The 23,598-nt window shown below is 64.9% G+C and carries 21 protein-coding genes; 2 read left to right on the plus strand and 19 right to left on the minus strand.

All coding sequences use genetic code 11. From position 1 onward, the window contains the following. Positions 1-39: 39 nt before the first annotated feature. From HCN50_RS27075 to HCN50_RS27155, 17 genes are all read right to left on the minus strand, one after another. A complete protein-coding gene (locus HCN50_RS27075; protein WP_171712952.1) occupies positions 40-927 on the minus strand; it encodes an amidohydrolase family protein in 888 nt (295 codons plus the stop codon). After that, on the minus strand, positions 924-2,042 hold the full coding sequence (locus HCN50_RS27080; protein WP_171712953.1) for a vWA domain-containing protein: 1,119 nt from the start codon (positions 2,040-2,042) through the stop codon (positions 924-926). The genes HCN50_RS27075 and HCN50_RS27080 overlap by 4 nt, the downstream gene beginning before the upstream one ends. Continuing rightward, positions 2,039-2,920 carry an AAA family ATPase gene (locus HCN50_RS27085; protein ID WP_171712954.1) on the minus strand — a complete coding sequence of 294 codons (882 nt, stop codon included), beginning with the start codon at positions 2,918-2,920 and terminating at the stop codon, positions 2,039-2,041. Before HCN50_RS27085 ends, HCN50_RS27080 begins: the two co-directional genes overlap by 4 nt. A 9-nt stretch (positions 2,921-2,929) precedes the next feature. Then, on the minus strand, positions 2,930-3,952 hold the full coding sequence (locus HCN50_RS27090) for a xanthine dehydrogenase family protein molybdopterin-binding subunit (RefSeq protein ID WP_171712955.1): 1,023 nt from the start codon (positions 3,950-3,952) through the stop codon (positions 2,930-2,932). Between the two features lie 2 nt (positions 3,953-3,954). After that, complete coding sequence (locus tag HCN50_RS27095) at positions 3,955-5,541, minus strand: xanthine dehydrogenase family protein molybdopterin-binding subunit (RefSeq protein ID WP_171712956.1); 1,587 nt, start codon at positions 5,539-5,541, stop codon at positions 3,955-3,957. Positions 5,542-5,553: 12 nt separating this feature from the next. Then, on the minus strand, positions 5,554-6,033 hold the full coding sequence (locus HCN50_RS27100) for a (2Fe-2S)-binding protein (RefSeq protein WP_171712957.1): 480 nt from the start codon (positions 6,031-6,033) through the stop codon (positions 5,554-5,556). Between the two features lie 3 nt (positions 6,034-6,036). Then, positions 6,037-6,855, minus strand: a complete 819-nt coding sequence (locus HCN50_RS27105) for an FAD binding domain-containing protein (RefSeq protein WP_171712958.1) — start codon at positions 6,853-6,855, stop codon at positions 6,037-6,039. Between the two features lie 16 nt (positions 6,856-6,871). Further along, on the minus strand, positions 6,872-7,315 hold the full coding sequence (locus HCN50_RS27110; RefSeq protein ID WP_171712959.1) for an SRPBCC family protein: 444 nt from the start codon (positions 7,313-7,315) through the stop codon (positions 6,872-6,874). Between the two features lies 1 nt (position 7,316). Next, a complete protein-coding gene (locus HCN50_RS27115) occupies positions 7,317-7,754 on the minus strand; it encodes an SRPBCC family protein (RefSeq protein ID WP_171712960.1) in 438 nt (145 codons plus the stop codon). Positions 7,755-7,763: 9 nt separating this feature from the next. After that, complete coding sequence (locus HCN50_RS27120) at positions 7,764-10,655, minus strand: flotillin family protein (protein WP_171712961.1); 2,892 nt, start codon at positions 10,653-10,655, stop codon at positions 7,764-7,766. Between the two features lie 24 nt (positions 10,656-10,679). Further along, positions 10,680-11,513: a phosphoenolpyruvate hydrolase family protein gene (locus tag HCN50_RS27125; protein WP_171712962.1), complete on the minus strand. Its 834-nt coding sequence runs from the start codon at positions 11,511-11,513 to the stop codon at positions 10,680-10,682. A 2-nt stretch (positions 11,514-11,515) separates the two neighbouring features. After that, positions 11,516-13,747 (minus strand): ABC transporter permease, encoded by a 2,232-nt coding sequence (locus HCN50_RS27130; protein WP_171712963.1) that lies wholly within the window; start codon positions 13,745-13,747, stop codon positions 11,516-11,518. Next, positions 13,740-14,522: an ABC transporter ATP-binding protein gene (locus HCN50_RS27135; protein WP_171712964.1), complete on the minus strand. Its 783-nt coding sequence runs from the start codon at positions 14,520-14,522 to the stop codon at positions 13,740-13,742. Before HCN50_RS27135 ends, HCN50_RS27130 begins: the two co-directional genes overlap by 8 nt. Continuing rightward, complete coding sequence (locus HCN50_RS27140; protein WP_171712965.1) at positions 14,515-15,600, minus strand: branched-chain amino acid ABC transporter permease; 1,086 nt, start codon at positions 15,598-15,600, stop codon at positions 14,515-14,517. Before HCN50_RS27140 ends, HCN50_RS27135 begins: the two co-directional genes overlap by 8 nt. A gap of 1 nt (position 15,601) precedes the next feature. Beyond that, positions 15,602-16,612, minus strand: coding sequence for a branched-chain amino acid ABC transporter permease (locus HCN50_RS27145; RefSeq protein WP_171712966.1), 1,011 nt, complete (start codon positions 16,610-16,612; stop codon positions 15,602-15,604). A 129-nt stretch (positions 16,613-16,741) separates the two neighbouring features. Next, positions 16,742-17,569 carry a helix-turn-helix transcriptional regulator gene (locus tag HCN50_RS27150; RefSeq protein WP_171712967.1) on the minus strand — a complete coding sequence of 276 codons (828 nt, stop codon included), beginning with the start codon at positions 17,567-17,569 and terminating at the stop codon, positions 16,742-16,744. A 154-nt stretch (positions 17,570-17,723) separates the two neighbouring features. Then, complete coding sequence (locus HCN50_RS27155; protein WP_171712968.1) at positions 17,724-18,974, minus strand: ABC transporter substrate-binding protein; 1,251 nt, start codon at positions 18,972-18,974, stop codon at positions 17,724-17,726. Positions 18,975-19,420: 446 nt separating this feature from the next. Here HCN50_RS27155 and HCN50_RS27160 point away from each other — a divergent pair, with 446 nt between their 5' ends. Then, positions 19,421-20,269: a DUF2066 domain-containing protein gene (locus HCN50_RS27160; RefSeq protein ID WP_311968225.1), complete on the plus strand. Its 849-nt coding sequence runs from the start codon at positions 19,421-19,423 to the stop codon at positions 20,267-20,269. Positions 20,270-20,280: 11 nt separating this feature from the next. On the opposite strand, the gene HCN50_RS27165 is transcribed toward HCN50_RS27160, so the two are convergent. Both HCN50_RS27165 and HCN50_RS27170 read right to left on the minus strand, forming a co-directional pair. Beyond that, positions 20,281-21,015 carry an SDR family NAD(P)-dependent oxidoreductase gene (locus HCN50_RS27165; protein ID WP_171712970.1) on the minus strand — a complete coding sequence of 245 codons (735 nt, stop codon included), beginning with the start codon at positions 21,013-21,015 and terminating at the stop codon, positions 20,281-20,283. Then, positions 21,012-22,043, minus strand: coding sequence for a LacI family DNA-binding transcriptional regulator (locus tag HCN50_RS27170; RefSeq protein ID WP_235977229.1), 1,032 nt, complete (start codon positions 22,041-22,043; stop codon positions 21,012-21,014). Before HCN50_RS27170 ends, HCN50_RS27165 begins: the two co-directional genes overlap by 4 nt. 220 nt (positions 22,044-22,263) lie before the next feature. Between HCN50_RS27170 and HCN50_RS27175 the strand changes: the two genes are divergently transcribed. After that, positions 22,264-23,565, plus strand: coding sequence for an ABC transporter substrate-binding protein (locus HCN50_RS27175; protein WP_171712972.1), 1,302 nt, complete (start codon positions 22,264-22,266; stop codon positions 23,563-23,565). The last annotated feature ends 33 nt before the right edge of the window (positions 23,566-23,598 follow it).

Genomic DNA, 23,598 nt, shown 5'->3' on the forward strand with positions numbered 1-23,598 from the left:
CTGTTCCCTCCGTATTCTTTTGATTGGCACGCGCCGTCATCAGTCGAGCCGGTAGACGCGCAAAGCTGTCGTTCGCAGAACGGCATCGCGTTGATCCGTGGCAAGCGAAGCTGTTGCGGCGAGAAAGGCGTCGATCAGTTCACGATAAGTCGTCCAGAGCTTTTCGATCGGAAAATTAGAGCCGAACAGGCAGCGATCGGCGCCGAACATCGCAACCGTCTCGTTGAGGATGCTGGCGATGTGCGCGGGATCGTTGCGGTGGATGAAGGTGCCGAGGCCGGAAAGTTTTGCGACGATATTCGGGCAGGCTGCGAGCCGGGTCATTCCGGCGCGCCACGCAGACCGTCCCTGCGGCGAAAGGTCTTCCAGCATGCCGGCGTGCTGCAGGATGAAGGTGACATCGGGACAGGCCTCGGCGAGGCCGGCGGCATCCGCCATCTGTGGCGCGAACACCTGCAAGTCGAAGCTGAAACCATAGTCGGCAAGCCGCGCGACGTTACGGCGGATTTTCGGATCGGCGCAGAGGTCTGGCCGGGCCGCAAAGCGATAGAGCGGGTTGTCGTGCCAATGCAGTTGCATCCGCACGCCGCGCACCAACGGATAGCGCGCCAGACGATCCAATTGCGGTCGAACGTCATCGACGTTGAAATCAGCATAGGAAACAATGGCGTGCGGCCAGCCATGGTCCTTTACAGTCTCTTGCACCCAGGCCGTTTCCTCCTCGAAGCGATCATTGGCCCAGTTGGTCTGCACATAGACCGAGCGTGTGACGCCGGAGTCGGCGAGGTCGCCGAGATATTCCTGGATCGGATAGTCGCGACGGATCGGCTCGTAGGGGCCAAAGATGCGCGGCTGCATCGGGCCGATCAGCCAGGGCAGGTCGGCCTGGCGCCAGATATGATGATGGGCATCGACGATTTCGGTCACGCGGCCTTCCTTTGTCCGAGCGAGAGCACATGAGAGACGATCGCGGCGGTGGATCCGCCGTCGACCAGATCGTCCACGAAATGACGGATCGCGATCAGCGCTTCGGTTTGCGGCTGAAAGGCGGGGCCATTCGCCAGCGGTGTCAGCCAGCTCAGCCGCCAGGCGCGCCGTGACAATTTTGCGACGGCGTCGCGCAACGCAGAGGGATCGCCGCGCTCGAGGCCGTCAGAGAGAATGACCACCGCAGCACCCCGCGCATAACCACCGAAGCGAGGCACCGCCAGAAACGCCTGCAGCGCATCGCCGATCCTTGTGCCACCATCCCAGTCGCTAACGAGATGGGCAGCCGCCGACAGGGCCTGCTCGCGGCGCTTAAGACGGAGTGCGCGGGTAACGCGGGTGAGGCGGGTGCCGAAGGTGAATACCTCGACATTAGGAGCCGCATGCACCACGGCGTGCGCGAGCTTCATGTTGTCGTCGGTCCGTTCCTTCATCGAACCGGAGACATCGATCAGCAACAACACCTTGCGCGGGCGGCTGCGCCGCTTCAGCCGTCCGAGCCGCAGCACCTCGCCGTCGTTGCGTACGCTTTCGCGCAAGGTGCGGCGTAGATCGGCCCACGGCCCGCGGCGGGCGCGCATGCGCCGGTGGCCGCGGCGTCGCGGCAGGCGCGCGGGTGCTTCGCGTGAGAGCCGTCGCAAGGCGTCGCCAGTGGCGCCCGGCGCGAAGCGCCGTTCGACCAGCGCTTCCGCGCGCGCCGCGGCAAGCCCGGATTGGTTGGCCTCATCAGCCAGCAATGTTTCGTCTTCGCCGCGGCCTTGCTCCTGCAGGCGAACCACTTCCTCGTCTTCCGCGCCGGCATGATCGACCGTTTCGCTGCCGAGGAAATGGAGGTCGAACAGCCGATCATAGGTCGCGCGCCGCTCGGGCGGCGGGGCGAGCGTCGCCAGCCCGGCCTGCCGGATCGCTTCCATGCTGCGCGGTCCCAATAGTTCGATAGCGGCCAGGAAAGCTGTTGTCTGTTCCGGCGCCACGGCAAAGCCATTGGCGCGCAACAGAGCGACAAAGGACACGAAGACACTGATAGCACGCGGTAGCTGAAGCTCGTTGTTCACGCGGCGGCCTCCGCAATCAGCGCGTCGAGCCGGCCAGAAATGAAGGTGAGATCCTCCTCGTCCTTGAGCGCGACCCCAATCGAGCGCTTGAAGGCATCCGGCCAGCGCGCGCCGCGCGCGTGTAATAGTGTTGCCGCTTCGGCCCAATCCACAGCTTCGGCAATGCCCGGAGCCTTGCTGAGCGGCTCGCGCCGGAGTTTGCCGACGGCGGCGACGACGGCACGTGCCGTCGATTCGGCGACGCTCGACGCCCGCAACATCACGATGCGCGCCTCGCGCTCTGCGGTGGGGTACTCGATCCAGTGATAGACGCAGCGGCGGCGCAGCGCTTCGTGTAGATCGCGGGTGCGGTTGGAGGTCAGCACGACGGCGGGGCGCTCGGCCGCGCGCACGGTGCCGCGTTCAGGGATCGATATCTGAAAGTCGGAAAGGAATTCGAGCAGGAATGCCTCGAATTCCTGGTCGGCGCGGTCGATTTCATCGATCAGCAGCACGGTGGAGTCTGGTGCACGCAGCGCGGCGAGCATTGGCCGTTCGATCAGAAACGTCTCGCCATAGATATCGATGCTTTCCTCGCCGGCCTGGCGGATTGCGAGCATCTGGCGCGGATAGTTCCACTCGTAGAGCGCCGCTGATGCGTCGATGCCTTCATAACATTGCAGGCGGATCAGGCGGCGGCCGAGCACAGCGGCGATCGCCTTGGCCGCTTCGGTCTTGCCGACGCCCGGCGCGCCCTCAAGCAGCAGCGGCTTGCCGAGCGCAAGCGCGAGATAGGAGGCCGTCGCGAGGCCCTCGTCGGCGAGGTAATAGGCGGTCCGCAACGCCCTTTCGAGCGCCTCCGGGCTATCGATGCCGACGATGTTTGAGCGGACCGTCATGGAAAAACCTCAGCGCCGCGCCTGCGGCCGTGCGCCGCCCTGGGCCTTAATCGCGCGCAGCACTTTTTCCGGCGTGATCGGCAGTTCATCCATCCGCACGCCGACGGCATTGAAGATGGCGTTGGCAACCGCGGGCAGCACGGGATTGGCGCACATCTCGCCGGGGCCCTTGGCGCCGAACGGTCCGTCGGCGGCGGGACGTTCCAGCACCGCGATGTCATGCGGGCAGATGTCGCCGGGGCCGGGCATCAGATATTCGACGAAGTCGCGCGGGCCATGCGAGGGATCGGGATAGTAGGGCTCCGGGGTTTCAAACAGCGCATGGCTGATTCCCATCCATGCGCCGCCGACGAGTTGCTGCTCCACCAGCCGCGGATTGAGCGCGCGGCCGAGCTCGTAGGCACTGTCCATGCGCACCATGGCGACTTCGCCGGTCTCATCGTCGACCTCGACCTCGGCAACTAGGCAGGCGTGCGCGTAACAGGTGGCGGGCGACATCTCGCCAGTTTCGGGATTCACCTCCGAAAGCGGCACCAGAAAAATGCCGCGCCCCGAGATGGTCTTGCCTTGCCTGAACTGCGCCGCGATCGCGACGTCCTTGGTGGAGATCGAGCGGTGCGGCGCGCCCTTGACGTGGATATTGCCGCGCCCGTCGGTATCGAGATCGGCGGCGTTGACCTCCAGCTCCTCGGCGGCGGCCTCCATCATAACGCCGCGCGCCTCTTTGGCCGCCGCCATCACGGCATTGCCGACGCGATGCGTGCCGCGCGAGGCGAACGAGCCCATGCAGTGCGGCCCGGTATCGGAGTCGGCGGTATCGACATAGACGTCCTCGACGGGAACGCCGAGCGTTTCCGCGCAGATCTGCCGCGTCACCGATTTCATGCCCTGGCCGAGATCGATCGACGACAGCGACACCGTGAATTTGCCGCTCGGGTTGGAGTGAACCAGCGCCTGGCTGGGGTCGCCGCCGAGGTTCATGCCGATGGGATAGTTGATCGAGGCGATGCCGCGTCCGCGATGCTTGGCCATGATCAGCGCCTCCTGGTGCCGAAGACGGAAGAGAAACGGGTGGCGCCATGCGACGGCGACGGAGCCGGCGGCCGTGGGGGAGGCGGCGTCGCCGCGGGCGGCGGTGGCGGCTGGATCGTGGCAGGCGGCGCGCGGTCGTAGGTGGTGCGCTGCTGCGACACCGCGGCGCGTTGCGGCGCGGGCTCGAGCGGCGTCGGCGATATCGCCGCCCGGCTGCCGCCGCCATCCTTGCGCGACGACATGCGCTTCATCTCCTCGCGAAGCGGCCACTTGGCTTTTTCGGCAGCGACCTGGACGCATTCGATCAACGCGGTGTTCTTGGCCTCGCGCCGGTGCGCCTTCATGTCGCCATCGCGATAGGCGTTGAGGATACGGAACTCCATCGGATCGATGCCGACGAGATGGGCGAGCTTGTCCATCTGGCATTCGAGCGCAAAGTCCATCGCCGTGACGCCGAAGCCGCGCATCGCGGTTGCCGGCGTCCGGTTGGTGAACACGCAGTAGACGTCGCCGTGAACGTTCGGGATCGTGTAAGGACCTGGCAGATGCGCCACGCATTTGACCACGGCGTAGCTAGAGAGCCGCGTGTAGGCGCCGCTGTCGAAATAGGCGCGGATCTTGCGCGCGATGATGCGTCCGTCGCGCATCACGCCGTCCTTGATGTAGATGCGCTCGGCGCCGCGCGGCGAGCCGAACTGCATCTCCTCCTCACGGCCGAGCTGATAGCGCACCGGACGCCCCGTGAGCATGGCGCCGAGAATGGCGAGCGGTTCGGTGAGCGTGTCCACCTTGCCGCCGAAACCGCCGCCGACGGTGCCGCCGATGAAATGGAAGGTATTGGAAGGGACGTCGAGGATTTTCGCGCAGGTGTCGAGCGAGAAGAACAGCGCCTGCGTCGAGGTGTAGACGACATAGCGGCCGTTGGTATCGGGCGCTGCGATCGAGCCGTTGGTTTCGGTCGGCGCATGCTCGATCGGCGACATCTGGTAGCGCTGTTCGAGAATGTGATCGGCTTCGGCAAATCCGCGCTCGACATCGCCGAAGCGCAGCTTCTGGTGGTCGTAGACGTCGTGATAGACGAAGGTGTTCTTGGGGTAGACCTCGTTGACGACGGGCGCGCCCGGCTTCAAGGCTTCCTCGACGTCGAACACGGCGGGCAAAAGCTCGTAGTCGACACGCACTTTTGCCATCGCTTCAAAGGCCTCGCGCGGGCTGTCGGCGACAATGGCGACGATGGGTTCGCCCTTGTAGCGCACCTTATCGACGGCCAGCGATGGCTCGTCATCCTTGCCGAAATTGATCAGGCTGAGCAGGGTGTTGAGATTGCGCGGCACGTCGGCGCCGCGGATGATGCGCCGCACGCCGGGCGAACGTTCCGCTTCCATCATGTCGACGCGGCGCAGACGAGCATGGGCGTGCGGGCTGCGCAGCACCTTGAGATGCAGCATGCCCTGCAGCTTGTGATCGTCGAAATAAGTCGAGGTGCCCGTGACATGGCCGAGCATGTCCTGGCGCTGCGTGCCTTTGCCGATTTCTTTCAGGTTATCGTCGCGCTCGTCGGCGAAGATGTCCTTGCGCAATTCCAGCATAGCGGTGTCCTCTCAGGCGCGGGCGCGTCCGCTCGTGGCGACGGCAAGCACGGCGTTGATGATCGGCTCGTAGCCAGTGCAGCGGCAGATATTGCCCGAGATCGCCTCGATGACCTCGGCGCGGGTCGGCGAGGGATTGCGGTCGAGCAGCGCCTTCGCGGCCATCAGCATTCCCGGCGTGCAATAGCCGCACTGGGCGGCAAAATGCTCCATGAAGGCGCGCTGCAGCGGATGCAGGTTGGGGCCGTCCCTCAGCCCATCGAGCGTCTCGACGGCGCGGCCGTTCACCGTTTCCGCCAGCGTCAGGCAGGAGAGATGCAGTTCGCCGTCGATCAGCACGCTGCAGGCGCCGCAGCCGCCCTGGCCGCAACCGAATTTTGGCGTCATGTCGCCGATCAGTTCCCGCAGCGCGACCAGGAGATTGACGCCGCCATCGACGAACAAGGCGACGTCGCGGCCATTGTGACGAAACTGGAGCGGGGTCTTGGTCATATCTTACTCCAGGCCGGACAAGAGACGGCGCAGATGAACGCCGACGATCTCACGGCGATACCAAGCGCTGCCGAGGGCATTATCGGTGGGGGACGCGCCTTCCGCTGCGACCGAGGCTGCAGCGTTGATCGTCGCATCGTCTAGCGCGCGTCCCTCCAACGCGCGTTCGGCGGCTCGCGCGCGAATTTGTGTTGCGGCCATCGAGCCGAGCGCGATGCGGGCGCCCGAGATGCGGCCGCCGCTCGAGGGCAGATGCGCGGCCAGCGTGATCACCGAGCCGCCCTTCGGCTTGATACGCGCGATCTTGCGAAAGCGGAAGGCATCGGCGCTCGCGGGGCGCTGGCACGAGACGGCCAGCACCAGCGCGCCGCTCTGCCGTTCGCGGGATTGCAGGAACTCCTCGATCGTCATGTCGCGCGCGCCAAGGCCGCCCTGGACAGAGATAGTCGCGTCGAGCGCCAGCAGCGCGACGGTGAAATCGCCGTAGGGAGCGGGCGCAAACAAATTGCCGCCCACCGTGCCCATGTTGCGCACCGCCGGCCCGCCGATCGAACGTGCCGGTGCGTGCAGAAACGCAAGATCGCGTTCGGCCAGGATCCTGGCGAAAGTGACGCCCGCCCCGATCGTGATGCGTGAACTCGACATATCGATACGAGTGAGCGCCCGGTCGGTTGCGCGCACCACGGTTGAGATCGAGACGTCGCCCTCGTTGAGGGCGCGCATGACAAGCGTGCCGCCGCCGAGATAGCGCGCGCTGCGGTCGGACGATAGCGCCGATGCCGCCTCGCCAAAACTCGCGAATGTCTTCACCGTGACGGGCATGGCTTCGTCTCCGCTTTTATGCGGCCTCCTTCAGGTGCCGGCGAATGGCATCGAAGCCGGCTTGATAGATCTGTTCGGCGACCATCTGCGTCAGCCTCTCGGCATCCGCCGGCCGCGTGGTGAACCTGGATTCCCAGTGCCAGAATGTGCGGTCGCCATCGGTCACCGGGAGCAGCCGGACATGGGCAACATAGTTGAACAGCGGGATCGGCGTATCGAGCAGGCAGTAGCTGAAGGTCTGTTCGAGGTCGGACAGCGCCAGCAATTGTTCGCGCAGCTCCGAGCCGTCCTGCAGCTTGAAGCGTCTGATACACCCGATCTTGTCGGAGGCTTGCGCCCGCTCGATCGTGCTGGTGGCGACCGCCGGATGCCAGCGATCGTGGCCGTTGAAATCGCGCAGCACATTCCAGACGGCACCGGTCGGCGCGTCGAGGATCGTGCTTTTGACGATATGGCCCACGCTAGCCTCCGAAGGCGCGCTTCAGCGCATCGAAACCGCCCTGAAACACGCCGCTTCCGATATTGTTGACAAGCTCGTTTTCGCGCTCCGGCGCGCAGTCGAACTCGGCGGTCCATTCCAGAAAAGTCTGGTCGCCATCGGTGACCGGCGTCAGCCGCAGCGTCGCGACGTAGTTCTCCACCCCCATCGGCGATTCCAGGATCGAGTAGGTGCAGAACATGTCGTAATCGGAGAGCCCGAGCAGCTTTTCGCGGATGCGGTCGCCGTTGCGCAGGCGAAAATCGCGCACGCAGCCGATCTTGTCCGCGGGCTCGCCGCCCTCGATCCGGCTCTCAGCAATCGCGGGATGCCAGTTCGGCAGGCCGTTGAAGTCGCGCAGGCGCGCCCAGACGCGGTCGTTGCGGGCGTTGACGACGGTGGAGACGTAGACGCGGGCCATGGCGTGATCTCAACCCTTCTTGCGTGGTCCGCGTTCGGCAGGTGGCTCGCCGGGGGCTGGGGGAGGCGCATCGGGTTTGCCGGGACCGGCCTTGCGGGCCGAATCCTTGATGCCCTGCATGTCGCGCGCCTCGCGGATGAGGCCAGGCATCTTGGCGAGGCTGCCGCCCTCGACGCCGATATCGGAGAGAATCGAGTCGATCAGCGGCGCCTGCACCCGGTAGCGCAGCGCTGAATCGATCACCTCGTCGGTGGCGCTGCGACCGGCGCCGTTTCCGCCGCCATTGCCGTTGAGGCCGTCGACCTGAAGGATACGGATACCCTCGATCTTCTCCATCGGCTTGACGCTCTCGCGCACGATGCCCTCGATGCGATCAAGCAGCTTGCGGCGGAACAGCGAGTAGCGCGCCTGGTCGGTGAGCACGTTCTCGGCTTCGTTGAGCAGCCGCTGCGCTTCGGCTTCGACGGCGGCGCGCACGCGCTCCGCCTCGGCCGCGATCCTGGTCTCCTCGGCCTGCTTCTCGGCAAGCAGCACCTCGACGGTCTTGCGTCGTTTGGCGATCTCGCTTTCGCGGGCAGTAACGACACGTTCGGCCGCTTCGGTCGCCCGGACACGCGCGTCCTCGGCCGCTACCTTGGCGGCGGATTCCTCCAGCGACTTCTGATAGAGCGCGATCGCCTTCTCCATCAGCGCCGTCTCGACGTCTTTCTCGCGGTTGACTTCCAGCCTGCGCAGATCGCGCTCGCGGCCGATGCGGGCTTCGTCGAGGCCGCGGTCGGAGGCGATGCGGGCACGCTCGACTTCCTCGCGGGACGCGATCTCGGCCTCCTGCAAAGCCTGGACGCACGCGACTTCGAGCTGCTCGATCGCGCGCCGACGCGCCAGCCGTGCGGCCTCGAGCGCCTGCTCGCGCGAGACATCGGTGGTCTCGACTTCCTTGCGCGCGTTGATCTCGGCCTGCTTGACCTGCCGGTCGGCATCGATGCGCTCGGAGCGCTTGGCGGCGAGCGCGATCACGCGGTCCTCGTCGGCGATTTCGACCGCCTTCTTCTGGTCGATATTGAGCACCTCGCGGGTCCTCGACGAAGCGATCCGTTCTGCTTCGAGAGCCAGTTCAACTTCGACGCGGCGCCGCTCGATAGCATCGCGCCGCTTGAGCTCGGCGGCCTCGATGGCTTCGGTGCGCTCGATCTCAAGTGCCCTGGTTTCCCTTTCGGACCGAATGCGCTGGGCGGCGACGGCCTTCTCCTGGGCAATGCGTGCGGCTTCGATCGCTTCGCGCGAGGCGATGTCGGCCTCCTCGACGGCACGGTTGCGCGCGATTTCGAGCGAGCGGATGCGCTCTTCCTGGGCGATGCGGGAGGCTTCGGTGGTCTCTCGCGCCGTGATCCCTGCGACTTCCAACGCCTGGTTTCGCTCGATCTCCAGCTTGCGCGTGGTGTGCTCGGCGCCGATCCGCTCGGCCGCGAGCGTCCGCTCCCGCGCGATCCGTGCGGCTTCCACCGCCTTCTGCGCCTCGATCTCCGCTTCCTGGATGGTGCGAACCTGCGCAATCTCCAGCGCGCGGGTGCGCTCGTCGGAGGCGATGCGCTCGAGATTGACTATCGTGGTCTGGGCGATGCGGGCCTTTTCGGTGGCCTCGCGGGCCGCGATTTCCGCTTCCTCGACCGCGCGGGTGCGCTCGATCTCGCGCCGTCGGGTTTCCTCCTCATTGGCGATCCGCGCGTCAGTGACGGCGCGATCCTGCTGGATGCGCGCCTTCTCGACCGCTTCACGCGCCGCGATCTCGGCTTCCTCGACCGTTCGCGTACGCTCGATGTCGCGCTGCCGCACTTCGCGCTCGGAGGCGATGCGGGCCGTATCGACCGCGCGCTGATTGGCGATTTTTGCCTTCTCGATTTCCTCGCGGGCCAATAGTTCCTTTTCTTCGACCGCGCGCGTGCGCTCGATCTCGCGGTGCCTGGTCTCGCGCTCGGAGGCGATGCGGGCTTCGGCGATCGCAAGCTCGTTGGCGATGCGGGCTTTCTCGATGGCTTCGCGGGCGGTGATCTGCGCCTGTTCGGCCTCGGTCTCGCGCAACGCACGCTCGCGCGCCACCTCCGTGCGTTGCAGCGCCCGGCGCATTTCGATGTCGCGTTCCTGTTCGAGGCGGGCAGTCTCGCTCTCGCGCTCGATCTCCAGCGCCTGCCGCTCGGCTTCGAGGTTGCGGGTGCGGATCTTGATCATCGAATCCTGCTCGATGTCATTGCGCAGCTTGCGCCTGGCCTCGATGTCCTCCATCAGGCGGGTCAGACCTTCGGCATCGAACCGATTCGACGGGTTGAAATATTCGAGATCGGTCTGATCGAGATCGGTGATGGCGACGGATTCGAGCTCGAGGCCGTTCTGCGCCAGCGCCTCGGCGGCGGCGGCCTTGACGCGAGCGACATACTCGCCGCGCTGCTCATGCATCTGCTCCATGGTCATTTCGGCGGCGACGGAGCGGATCGCGGAGACGAACTTGCCGGAGAGCAGGGCATGCAACTGCCCCGGTTCGAGTGTGCGCCGTCCGAGCGTGGCGGCGGCAATCGCGACCGCCTCGCGCGTCGGCTGCACGCGCACGTAAAAATCGGCCTCGATGTCGACGCGCATGCGGTCGCGGGTGATGACGGCATCATGCTGCGACCGTACGATCCCCATCGGCAGCACGTTCATGTTGACGGGCGTGTAGTCGTGAATGAACGGCAGCACGAAGGCGCCGCCGTTGATCACCACGCGCTCGCCCAAAAGACCGGTTCGGACGAAGGATACTTCCTTCGACGAACGGTGATAGAGCCAGTTCACGATGTAGACGACGATGGCGATCACGACGACCGCGACGATCAGCCAGAGAATCAATTCGCCAACCAGAGTCCCCGACATCTTCTCCTCCCTTTGCTCTCGGCGTTATCGCGCGCCGATCGCCTTGAATTTGCGAACCTGTTCCGTGAGCGCGCGCTCCACCGGCAGGCGCTCCATCGAGGAGGCGCCGTAAAAGCCGTGACACTTGCGCGTGTGTTTCATGATGAAGTCGGCATCGTCAGGCTCGGCGATCGGGCCGCCATGAGCCAGCACCAATATGTCCGGATTGACGCTGAGCGCCGCTGCGGCCCAGGTATCGATCTGTTCCGGGCAGTCTTCGAGCTTTGGCGCGGTATGCGCTCCGATCGCGCCACCGGTGGTCAGGCCGAGATGGCAGACGATGATGTCGGCGCCGGCGATCGCCATGGCAGCAGCCTGGCTTTCGCTGAACACATAAGGCGTGGTCAACATGTCCTTGTCACGCGCCTTGGCGATCATGTCGATCTCCAGCGCATAGGACATTCCGGTTTCCTCGAGATTGGCGCGGAAGACGCCGTCGATCAGCCCCACCGTCGGAAAGTTCTGCACGCCGGCAAAGCCGAGCGCCTTCAACTCGTCCAGGAAATGGTCCATGTCGCGGAACGGGTCGGTGCCGTTGACGCCGGCCAGCACCGGCGTCTTCATGACGACCGGGAGCACTTCGCCGGCCATCTCCACCACGATCGCGTTGGCATCGCCATAGGGCATCAGCCCGGCCAACGAGCCGCGTCCGGCCATGCGGTAGCGGCCGGAATTATAGATCACGATCAAATCGACGCCGCCGGCTTCCTCGCATTTGGCCGATAGGCCGGTGCCGGCGCCGCCGCCTACGATCGGCTCGCCCCTGGCGGCCATGTTGCGAAACTTCTTCAGGATCGCTGAGCGTTCGAACTTCGCCATGGTCACCTCGCAACTTTCCGACGGGTCCCCGGCCGTCCGACCAGGGGACGGAGCGCGGCGACGATGGCGGATGCAAATTCGGGATCGTTGATGTGGCGCTTGATGCGAATGAGCTGGCGATTGCGGGTCTGACGCACGCTGCGCTCCAGCGCGGTGTAGAGCGCAGCATCGGCTTCCGGATCCCAGAACGGCTGCCCCGGCGCATCGAGCGCGGAGATCCCGCCTTCGGGTAAGAAGAAGCGGACCGGCCCATCCATCCGGTTGAGCCTGTCGCCGATCCAGCGCCCGATGCGATCGTTCTCTTCCGCCGTGGTGCGCATCAAGGTCACCTGCGGATTGTGAACGTGCAGCTTGCGTTGGTGATAGCGCTCGGGAATGGTGTCGGGCGCGCCGAAATTGACCATGTCGAGTGCGCCGACCGAGCCGATGAAGGGCAGGCGGGTGCGGATGATCGCGCCGAAGCGGTCCTCGGTGGCCGGGAACACGCCGCCCATCAGGAGGTCGCAGACTTCGGTCGTGGTGAGGTCGACGACGGCGGCGAGCATACCGGAATCGACCAGCTTCTCCATCGAGCGGCCGCCGACGCCGGTGGCGTGGAAGACCAGGCATTCGAAATCGCTGCGCAGGTCGGCGGCGATCTTCTGCACGGCCGGCGTCGTCACACCGAACATGGTGATGCCGACTGCGGGCAATCTGGCCGGCGCAGTTCGCTCGGCCACGCCTTGATTGTCCAGCCGCGCCTTCACCATGCCGGCGATGGCGTTGGCGCCGTTTGCCAGCACGGCACGCGAAATCGAGTTGAGGCCCTGCACGTCGGTTACCGAATACATCATCGCGATATCGGCAGGCCCGACATAGGGACCGACATCACCCGACGCGACCGAGGAGATGATCAGCTTCGGCACGCCGACGGGAAGGGCGCGCATGCCGGGCGCGACCAGCGAGGCGCCGCCAGAACCGCCGGCCGAGATGATGCCCTCGACATTACCCTGACGGCGCAGCCAGTTGGCGAAGGCGTCCGCCATCGCCGTCACCGACGCGCCGCGGTCGGCGCCGAACACGCTTGCGCCGCCGCGCCCGTGGTTGAGTGCGATTTCCTGGGCGGAAACGTCGCAAGTGGCGAGCTTGCCACTGGTGGACACGTCGACCAACCGAGTCCGCAAGCCCTGTCCGGCGATCACGTCGCGAATGAAGCGCAGCTCCTCCGCCTTGGTATCGAGCGTGCCGACGACGAGAACAACCGGTGGTCCGGAGGCGGTTTGCACGCCGCTGCCGGGCTGGCGTCGCTGCCTGGCAACATCTTCGATGCGCGTCACGCCAGCAGAGAGCGTGCGCGCAGCAGCCTCGATGCGTGCGATCGGTGCCGGCTGCGACCAACGCGTCGGCAGCGTAGGGTTGGAGATATAGATCCGGATCGGCGCCGTGGTCGGGGCGCGGGGCGGCGCTGGATGCCCCTTGGCTTCCGCGCTCGCATCGCCGGCTTCGAGGTCCGTTTCCGGCTCGGCGCCGTGGACGCCGACACCAAGCAGACGCTGCTGCAGCTCGCGGTCGGCGGCAAGGCGTGCGGAATCGATGATGCGATTGACGCGGCCATTGACCATGATCGCGACGTTCTTCGAGATCGCGGTGGCAACCCCGATATTCTGCTCGATCACCAGCACCGACATGTCGCCGTCTTCGGCAAGCCGCACCAGCATGTCTTCGACCTGGGCGACGATGACTGGCGCGAGCCCTTCGGTCGGCTCGTCCATGATGAGAAGGTGCGGATTGGTCAGGAGCGCGCGCGAGATCGCCAGCATCTGTTGCTCGCCGCCGGAGAGCTGGCCGCCGCCATGATCCTTGCGTTCGGCCAGACGGGGGAATGTCTCGTAGATCCGGTCGATGCTCCAGGTGCCGCGGCGCATCCCGGCGGCCAGCCGCAAATGCTCGTCAACGCTGAGCGAGCGCCACAGCCGCCGCCCCTGCGGCACATAGCCGACGCCTGCTTGCGCGATCCGCGTCGGGCTAAAGCGCGTGATATCCTCGCCGCGAACGCGAACCGAACCGCCGCTCGCCCGCAGCAAGCCCATAATGGTCTTGCACAGCGTGGTCTTGCCCATGCCGTTGCGGCCGACCACCGAGAACACGCCTGAATCGAGGGTGAGATCGACGCCCTGCAGCGCATGGGAATGGCCGTAATAGACGTCGAGACCCCTGACTTCGAGGGCGGGCGCGGAGCGGCGGATATCACTCATGGCCGGCCCCCAGGTAAAGCTCCTGCACTTCGGGGTCGGCTTCGATCTCGTGCGGCAGGCCTTCCTTGAATACGCGTCCATTGTGCATCATCGTCACGCTTTCGACGACGCGCAGCGCGACGTCCATGTCGTGCTCAATAATGATGTAGCCGATGTGAGCGGGTAGCGACGTCAGGATTTCGATCAGCTCGCGCCGCTCGGTGGGGGAGAGGCCCGCGGCCGGTTCGTCGAACAGGATGAAGCGCGGCGCGCCGGCAAGCGCGAGCGCGATCTCGAGCTGCCGCTGCTGGCCGTGCGCCAGTTCGGAGACCCGCTGCTCCCGCACCGGCATCAAGTGCACTGCCTGGATCAGCGTCTCCGCCGCGCTCATGAGGGCGTCGTTTGTGCCCGGGCGCAGCGGAGAGAACCGCCCGCGGGAAACGCCGCGGCAGGCGAGATAGACATTGTCGCGCACCGTGAGGCCGGGAAACAGTGCCGATATCTGGTAGGTGCGGCGCAGACCGCGCCTGATCCGTTCATAGGGCGGGAAGTGGGTGATGTCCTCGCCGAAGAAGCGGATGGTGCCGGACGACGGGGGAAAGTCGCCGGTCACGCAATTGAACAGCGTGGTCTTGCCGGCGCCGTTGGATCCGAGCACGGCGCGGCGCTCGCCCGGGCGAACTGTGATGGTGACGTCGGTGAGCGCCGCAAGCGCGCCGAACAGCCGCGTGACGCCGCGCAGCTCCAGCGCCGCGCCGGCAGCGACGGCTGAAAAGCGTGGCGTGGTGCTATCCATGGCCGTGACCTCTGGCGGCCCTTTTTTCTGGAGCGGCGGTGTGGCGTCGCCAGCGCTCCCACAGCCCGATCACGCCGTCCGACGACCAGAACACGATGGCGAGGAATCCGAGGCCGATCAGCAGCCGGAAGCGGTTGCCGTCGAGCCCGAACTTGACCAGCAGATCGAGCGCGAAGGTACGCAGGATGACGAAGATGAAGGCGCCGATATAGGGGCCGACGGGACGGGTGATGCCGCCGACCACGGCGATGATCAGGATATCGATGCAGGCGCCGACGCTGACCGAGCCCGGCGAAATCTGCCGGTAGTTCCACACCTGCAGCACGCCGCCGAGGGCTGCGATAAAGGCCGCGAATGCGTAGGCGGCCACGCGGTGCGCATTGACATTGAAGCCGAGCGCCGCCATGCGGCGGGGATTATCGCGCACGCCCTGCAGCGCAAGCCCGAACGGCGCACGCGAGACGTATTGAACGGCGAAATAGCAGAACGCCGCCACGCCGAGCGTGACGTAATAGAACGGGATATCGGCGCGCCAGTCGACGCCCCAGAATTTCGGCGTTGCGACGGTGTTGATGCCGGTGTGGCCGCCGAAGATCGGCCAGTTCTGGTTGGTGAAATAATAGAACGCAGCGCCGATCGCGAGCGTGATCATGATGGTGTAGATGCCCTCGGTGCGCACCGCGAGCGCGCCGCCGAGCGTGCCGAAGACCGTCGCCAGCAGCAAGGCCGTCGGCGTGGCGAGCCACCACGGCCAGCCGAGGCTGATATTGGTGTTGGCGCTCATGCCGAACACTGCGACCATGTAGGCGGCAAAGCCGGCGACGGTGAGCTGCATCAGGCTGACCATGCCGCCATAGCCGGCGAGAAACATCAGGCTGAGGGCGATGGTCCCGAGGATCAGGGTCGTCGCGAAGATCTCGATCAGGAAGAAGCCGTTTGCAATGAGCGGCATGATCACGAGGATCACGGCCGCCAGCCAGGCCGCGGGCGTGTTGAATTCCGGCAGCGTCATGAACGTTGCGCGCTGCGCGGCGGGCGGCTGGCTGGTCTGAGGATGCGCGCCCTGAACCAACGACATGTCAGCGCCTCGCCAAGAGGCCCTGCGGCCGCAATGCCAGCACCAGCACCATGATGAGGAATGTCACCACGATCGCGTAGGTCGGGATGTAGACGGAGCCGAGCTGCTCGGCGAGGCCGATGATCACAGCGCCCAGCGCCGCGCCGGGGATCGATCCCATGCCGCCGACAATGACGACGACAAGGGAGGCGAGCAGAAAGCGGGTATCCTCGCCGGGCGAGATCGACTGAAAGGTTCCTCCGACGACGCCCGCGATCCCGGCGAGCCCCGCGCCGAGCGCGAACACGGCAACGAAGACGAGCTGGATCGGGACGCCGGTGGCGGCGAGCATATCGCGGTCATCGACGCCGGCACGCACCATCATGCCGACGCGGGTGCGGTTGAGCGCGAGCCACATCACGATTCCGATCACGATCGCCGCGACGAAGATCACGAGCCGCACCAGCGGATAGCGCAGGTAGACCGCTTCGCCCGATGATTTGACCGCGGTGACGAGCGGCAGTTCGACCGGGCCGATCAGCCAGCTCGGCGTCTGGATCTGATAGAAGTCGCCGCCGAATGCCCACAGCATCAGGTCCGCGAACACGATCGAAAGCCCGATCGTAACCATGGTCTGGCGCAGATCCTGCCCCTCCATGCGGCGGAAGACGGCGATTTGCAGGACGATGCCAACCAGCGCCACCGCGACGAAGGCGATGATGAAGCCGAGGATCCAGGAACCGGTCCAGACGCTGATGGCGTAGCCGACATAGCCGCCGAACAGATAGAGCGAGCCGTGCGCCAGATTGACATTGCGCATCAGGCCGAAGATCAGGGTGAAACCGCTTGCCACCAGGAAATAGAGGGCGCCGAGCGTGATGCCGTTGAGGACGGCGTTGAGAAAGACCCGCTTCCGGCCGATCGCCTCCTCGAGGCCGGGTGGCCAGACGGCAAGGATCAGCCACAGCAGCAGCGCGACCGCGATCAGCGCGATCAGTGCCCATGCCGGATGGCGTTCGATGAACCTCGTCACGGCAATAGCCCGGCCGTCGCCATACCGTCCTCCCAGACGCCGCGGCCGTTTCGGCTCGCGTTTTGGGCCATCCTAACGGCGTCGCGAACCCTGCACTTGATTGTCAGTATCTTTTCGCGCTGGTCGCGCTTACGGCCGCAAGACTTTGGCGGCGCGGCGGTATTCCGTCGGTGCCATTCCGACATTGGCGGCAAAGAAGCGGGTGAAACCGCTCTGTGAGGAGAAGCCGAGATCGAAGCCGATATCGGCGATCGGCACCTCGGTCGCGACCAGTGCGTCCAATGCCTGTTCCATGATGAGGGTGTTGAGATAGAGGTTTGGCGTGACGCCGGTCTGGGTGCGGAACAGCCGGTAGAAGTGCGGACGCGACAAGCCGGCGGCCCGCGCGATCGAGTCCAGCTCGATCTCGGCGCCCGGGCTTTCGGACATCAGCTTGATGGATTTGCGGACGCGGAAGTCGGTGATGGCGGTGGCGGTGCGCGTCTCCTGAACCGGCTCGGAACGCTGCCAGCTTTCCTCATAGCAACTGTCGATCAGTTGCCGGAGTTCGCAATCGAGGCTGCTCAGCGAGGGGGCACCGCAGACCAATGCTGCGGTGCGCCGAATATGTCTGTCGAGGGTAACGGTGCGCTTGAAGCAGGTGCGGCCGAACCGCAAGGAGTGGGCCCGCGCGGCGTCGGGGGCAAACCATTCGGCGTTGACGTAAAGGACGAAGAAGATCGCGCCGTTGTCAACGTCGGTCGGGACAAAGTTGTGTGGTTCCCAAGGGTTGACGGCGACAATGGAGTCTTCGCCGAGCAGCCATCGCTCGTCGCACACATCAATGCGCGCGGGTGTTCCGCCGACATGAAAGATCAGATGCCCTTCGCGATGCGCATGCATGTTGAAGGGGCGGTTCAACTGATAGACCGTCGCGCGACCAAACCGGCCGTGGAAGACGGCGAGCGCCTTGCTCATGCCTTCCCTCCCGCGGGATGTTCTTGTCTTTTTCAACCAGCGTTCAACATCCGCCGCGAGAATGCAAGGGCAGACACATCAGGGCTAGATCAGGTCCTGCCGGCCGTGCTGCGGGCCCCCGCCGCGCCGGGGCCCGTTCGCACATGCGAAGACCTCAGTACTTCTTGCACTCCGGAACCGTTCGGCTCGGCAGGCCGATCTTGGAGAACACGGCCGGGTCGTAGCCCAAGGTCTGGTTCACGTTCGGGATCACCTTCACGACCTTGCTGAACAGCGCGCCCTTGCCGTCATCGACCACTTCGGTGACGAAATTGGTTCCGATGGCCTGGCGGTTGGAGTCGAGCTTGATCTTGCCGTTGGGCGCGTCGAGCTCGATCTTGGCGAGGGCTTCCTTGAATTTTGCCTGGTTGTTGCTGAGATCACCGTTGACCTGACGCAGCGCGAGGATGAGCGCCATCGTCGAGCCGTAATAATTGGTGGCGAGCAGCGAGGGGCTCGGGAACCGCTTGTTCGGCGGGAAGGCGTCCTGATAGGCCTTCACGAACTTCTGCCAGCCCGGATCCTCCCAGGTATCGGCCTGGCCGCTCGCGGCAATGGTGCCGAGCAGCGCATTCTTGGCGTTGCCCTTGGCGGAGAGGATGGTCTGGTCGACCATGATCGAGCCGCCCATCAGATGCGCCTTGCCGCCGGCCTGCTGATACTGGTTCAGGAAGTTGACGGCGTCCGCGCCGCCAAGGCCGAGATAGATTGCATCGACGTCGTCGGGCAGGGCGGCGATGACGGAGGCGAAGTCCTTGGTGCCGAGCGGCACCCATTGCCGGTTGGTGATCTGTCCGCCGGCGCCGCAGAATTCGAGCACGAGCCCGAACACCTGCGTGTAGATGAACGAATAGTCTTCGCCCACCGTGGCGATCTTCCGATATCCCTTGGTCTCATAGGCGTATTTGCCGAGACCTACCTGCCACTGGGCGCCGTCCATGTTGTAGCGGAAGAAGTTTGGTGACGGATCGACGTAAGTCGTTTCCTGTGCACCGGAAGCGGCGTTGATGAAGGTCAGTTCGGGGCGCGTCTTGGCGAAGTTCTTGACCGCGATGCCTTCGTCGCCGGACAGCGGCGAAAGCAGGATCTGAACCTTGTCCTGCTCGATTAGCTTGCGCACGGCGCGAACGGCGGAGTCGGGCGTGGCATCGGTGGAGGCGATGATGAATTCGAGTTCCTTGTCGCCAACCTTCTTGCCGAAGGTATTGATCGCCGTCTGGTGGCCACGGATTCCGTCCTCGCCGAGCACCGTGTAAGTGCCTTCGAGCGTCGCGGTGACGCCGACCTTGATCTTCTCTTGGGCTATGGCAGCGCTGGAAAGCAACAGGGTGCTCAGCGCGACCAATCCCGCACAGCTTCTAAACATCGAACCCCTCCCTTGTATCGCCAGGTCTTTAAATCGCTGGATCTTGTATCGTCAGGCCTTGATTCCGAGGTCGTTTTCACAGTCGCATGCGGTCGATGCGCATTGTGCGTCGTGCAACTGGAATGCATCGGGACCGCGGGGAAGAAAGCTAGCTGATCACTGAGGCGGCGCGTGCAGCTTCGCCGGCCGCAACTTGACCGGTAGTCTCATTTTGCATGTTGCGCCGCGAAGGTGGTCGGGCGCAGGCCGGCCGGCCGAACGCGCGAAAGCCTAGCCACGCCTCCCATCAATTGGCTGGGGCGCCCCACCGAAAGTTGCGTTTCCGCAAAAACGGACGAATGTTCGAAGAGAAGAGCACCTTAAGCGGAATCGCAGGAGACGCGGTCGTGGTTGGTCTGCATTTGACGAGACGCCGGCTCGTCTTGAGATGCGCCGGGGTGGGCCGCGTGATCGTCAGGATATTTGTGGCAGTCTTCCTGACCTGGTGCGCCAGCGCCATGGCGGTGGCGGCGGAAAGCGAGCTCTACCGCACCAAGGTCACCGTGACCGGCCAGCGCGAGGCGAACCGCATGATCGGCTTTGCCGCGTGCCTGGAAGATGTCCTCATCAAGGCTTCCGGCGCGCAGAAGCTCAGCGGTGACCGGCGATTGGCAGCCTACAAGTCGAATGCAAAAAGTCTTGTCAGGGCATTCAGCTATCGCGACCAGTTCTCGGGCAAGCCGATCCGTGACGAGCAGGGCACCCGCGACCGTCCCTACGACCTGACGGTCGAATTTGAGGAAAGCAAGATCGACGACATCCTCAAGACGCTCGGCCTCAAGCCCTGGCTTTCACATCGGCCGCGCCTCGCGGTCTTTGTCGAAATGGAGCAAGGCGCGAGAAACTATCTCGTCACTTCGGACGGAACCCAGTCCGACCTGCAGCGTGACGCGCTGCTCGCCGCCGCGGACAAGCGCGGGATGGATATCGTGCTGCCGAGCACGGCGATGTTGGCGAAATCGAATATCACCGGCGCGGAGCTCAGGACCGCGCCATTCCCGGCACTGGCGCCGATTGCGGCCGAGCAGGGCGGCGAAGTTGTCCTGGTCGGACGACTGGTCTGGGATGACCAGGCGCTTGGCTGGGCCACGCTGTGGCAGATGGACTGGCGCGGCCGGACGCACCGCTGGCAAATTCGCGGCGTGACATTTGATGAAGCGTTCCGGCGCGGCATCGGCAGCGCGGCCCAGATCCTATCCGGCAACGGCGATCCGGTTGCCAGATCGCAATCCGCTGAGGGCAACAAGCGTCATTGATCGTCCGCCCGCTAGCCTGCGAGAAAGCCGCCATCGACCGCGACCACCGTCCCGGTCGCATAGTGTGATGCCGGCATGCAGAGGAAAACGACGGCGCCGGCAACATCTTCCGGCTGTCCCCAGCGCTTGAACGCGGTGCGGTCGGCGATGCGCTGGTAATGCGCATGGTCGGACCGGCCGGCGGCGTTGATCGAGGTCTCGATATAGCCTGGCGCCACCGCATTGACGCGGATGCCGTCCTCGGCCCAGGCCAGCGCGAGCGCCTTGGTCAGCATCACGACGCCGCCTTTGCTGGCGCAATAGGCGGGAATGCGCGGGAGCGCCAGCGTAGCGTTCATGGATGCAATATTGACGATCGAGCCGTTGCTTTTGGCGAGCAGCGGGCGGAAAGCCATGCAGGTACGGAACGTGCCGGTGAGATTGACGTCGAGCACCTTGGTAAAGGTCTCGATCTCATATTCCTTGTCACGCATGAGGATGCCGGCGCAATTGACCAGCGCGTCGACGCGGCGATGCCGTTGCGCAAGCGAAGCGACCGCAGCGTCGTCGGTGACGTCGAGCGTCGTCAGTTCAAGTCCTGCCCGCGGCTTCAGCGGCGTGCGGGCAAGATCGGTGTCGTTGACGGCCGTAGCGGTGACCGTTGCGCCCATCTCGCAGAGCAAATTGCTGATGGCCGCGCCGATATCGCCCGCGCCGCCGATCACGACGGCATGAAAGCCTTGAGCCAGCGAGAAGCTAGTGGTCATCGGGATCTTCCCTGTCGTTTCAGAGACGGAGGCGGAGCCGTCGACTCGCGAACGACGAGCGAATAGTCCACCTCGTGATGCATGATGGTCTGCTCGCCGGCCAGCCGCCGGACCAGATATTCGCCGGCGCGCTGCCAGGTCTCGCCGGTGGGGACGTGAATGGTGGTCAGGCTGGGCCGCAGATGCCGGCTCCAGTCGAGATCGTCGAAGCCGACAACGGAGAGGTCGCGCGGCACCGCGAACCCGCTGCGCTCGGCTTCCAGCAGCACGCCATAGGCAATGACGTCGTTGCCGCAGACCACCGCCGTCGGGCGATCATCGAGACTGAGCAGGTAGCGCGCCGCCTCGCGCGCATCGTCGAGCGTGTAGGGCACCTCGACATGCCATTTTTCCGGCAGCTCGATGCCGCCTTCGGCAAGGGCGCGACGGAAGCCGGCGACACGCGCGCTGGCGCGATCATTGTTGCGCTGGAGCGCTGAGACGACCCCGATCCTGACATGTCCGAGTTCAATCACATGCGCGGCAGCGCGGTAGGCCGCGGCCTCATTGTCGGTGCCGACGCAGGGGTAGGGACGATCGGGCCGATAGATGCCGACATTGATGAAGGGCACCGCATTGTCGGCCAGCATCTTGCGCAAGGCGTCGTGATGGCAATCGCCGCGCAGCACCAGACCATCGACGCCGCGGCTGATCAGGTTGCGCGCCTGTTCGAGCTCGGCATCGAGGTCGTAGCCGCTGGTGGTCAGGAGCAGCATGTAGCCAACGGAAGAGAGATATTTTTGCAGCGAGGCGATGCCGCGGGCGAACATCGTGTTGTCGATGGTCGGCACGATCGCGCCCAGCGTGCGCGAGCGGCGCGACGACAGAATGCGCGCCGGCGCGTGCGGGATGTAGCCGACGGCTTCGATCGCCTGCGAGATGCGTGCGCGCAAGGAGGGGCTGACCGCTTCGGGGTTATTGATCGCGCGCGAGACCGACGCCGTCGATACGCCGGCCCGCGCCGCGACGGCGCGAATGCCTTGTTTCAACGATGCGGCGTGTGGCGGGCTCATGATTGCGGTAGATGTAACGTTACATAGATTGTTGGGATGTCTATCGAGCGAACGCCAGCGATTTTGCTAGATGTTCGATGGATTGTCCATCGCTTGACACGCGTGAGGTGACGCTTAGGATGAAACCGTTTACAGGCGGCGACGAAATAGAAGGCGCCACCGAACGGGCGGACAAGCCGGGTCAGGGAGGAGTTCAATGAACGCCAGGATGTTTGCGGCGCGCGCAGCGTTGCCGGTTGTCGCGGCAGTCGCCGTCGGCGCGCAGGCGCATGCGGCTGATTTCGATTGGAAGAAATTCCAGGGCAAGACCGTCACGTTCCTCGCCAACAACAACCCCGTCGGGCTGGCGCTGCTGACCTACAAGGCCGATTTCGAAAAGCTCACGGGGATGACGCTCAAGGTCGACGGCTACCAGGAGCAGCAGATGCGCCAGCGCCTGGTCACGGTCATGAACGCGCGCAGCGACGAGGTCGACGTCTTCATGACCCTGCCGTCGCGCGAAGGCGAGCAGTTCGCCGCCGCGGGCTGGTATGCGGATCTCTCGGCGATGTCGAAGAACGAGGCGGCGGCGGAGTATGATCTCGCTGGCCTGAGCCAAGCACTGCTCAAGGCCGGGACGTTCAATGGCAAGCTGACCAGCATGCCCATGAACATCGAGGGCCCGATCCTCTATTACCGCACCGACATCCTCAAGAAATGCGGTGTCGAGAAGCCGGCGACCATCAAGGATCTCGAAGCCGCGGCGCAGAAGATCAAGGCCTGCGACAGCACCATCACGCCGTTTGTCTCGCGCGGGCTGAAGCCCGCTGTCGCCTACACCTTCAGCAACATGCTGCACAACATCGGCGGCACGTACATGGCGAACGGGAAGTCAAATCTTTGCTCGCCAAAGGGCAAGCAGACGCTGGACACCTATAGCCGGCTGTTGCGCGAGTACGGCCCGCCCGGCGTCGTCAATTACAGCTTCCAGCAGATATCGGCGCTCTATCGTGGCGGCCGCGCCGCGATGTCGTTCGAATCTTCCAACGAGTTGCGCACCGTGATGGACGGCGGCGAGCGGCTGAAGGATACCGGCCTGGCGCCATTCCCGGCGGGCGAGGCCGGACAGGTGCCGACCGCGATCGGCTGGGGCATCGCCGTGTCCGCGTACAGCAGGCAGCCGGAGGCCGCCTGGTACTTCGTGCAATGGGCGACAAGCCCGGAGATTCAGAAGCGCATGGCGCTGCAGGGCATCGCGCCGCCGCGGCCGGCGGTCGCCAACGATCCCGAATACCGCAAATGGATCGACGCCGAACCGGTCCGCAAGGAATGGCAGGCCGCGCTCGACGTGCTCGCGACGAAGGGGTCTTCCGAGGTCGGTTATCCGATCGTCGCCAACCCTCAATCGCGCGAATTTATCGGCCAGGCTGTGCAGGACCTGATCCTGAAGCAGAAGACCGTCGATCAGGCCTGTGCCGAGGCGGACAAGGCGCTCGATGCGCTGATTGCGCAAAAGTAGCGACCAGCGCGCCGCGTGGAGCCAATGCCGGCG

The organism is Bradyrhizobium archetypum (assembly GCF_013114835.1).
GTDB lineage: Bacteria > Pseudomonadota > Alphaproteobacteria > Rhizobiales > Xanthobacteraceae > Bradyrhizobium > Bradyrhizobium archetypum.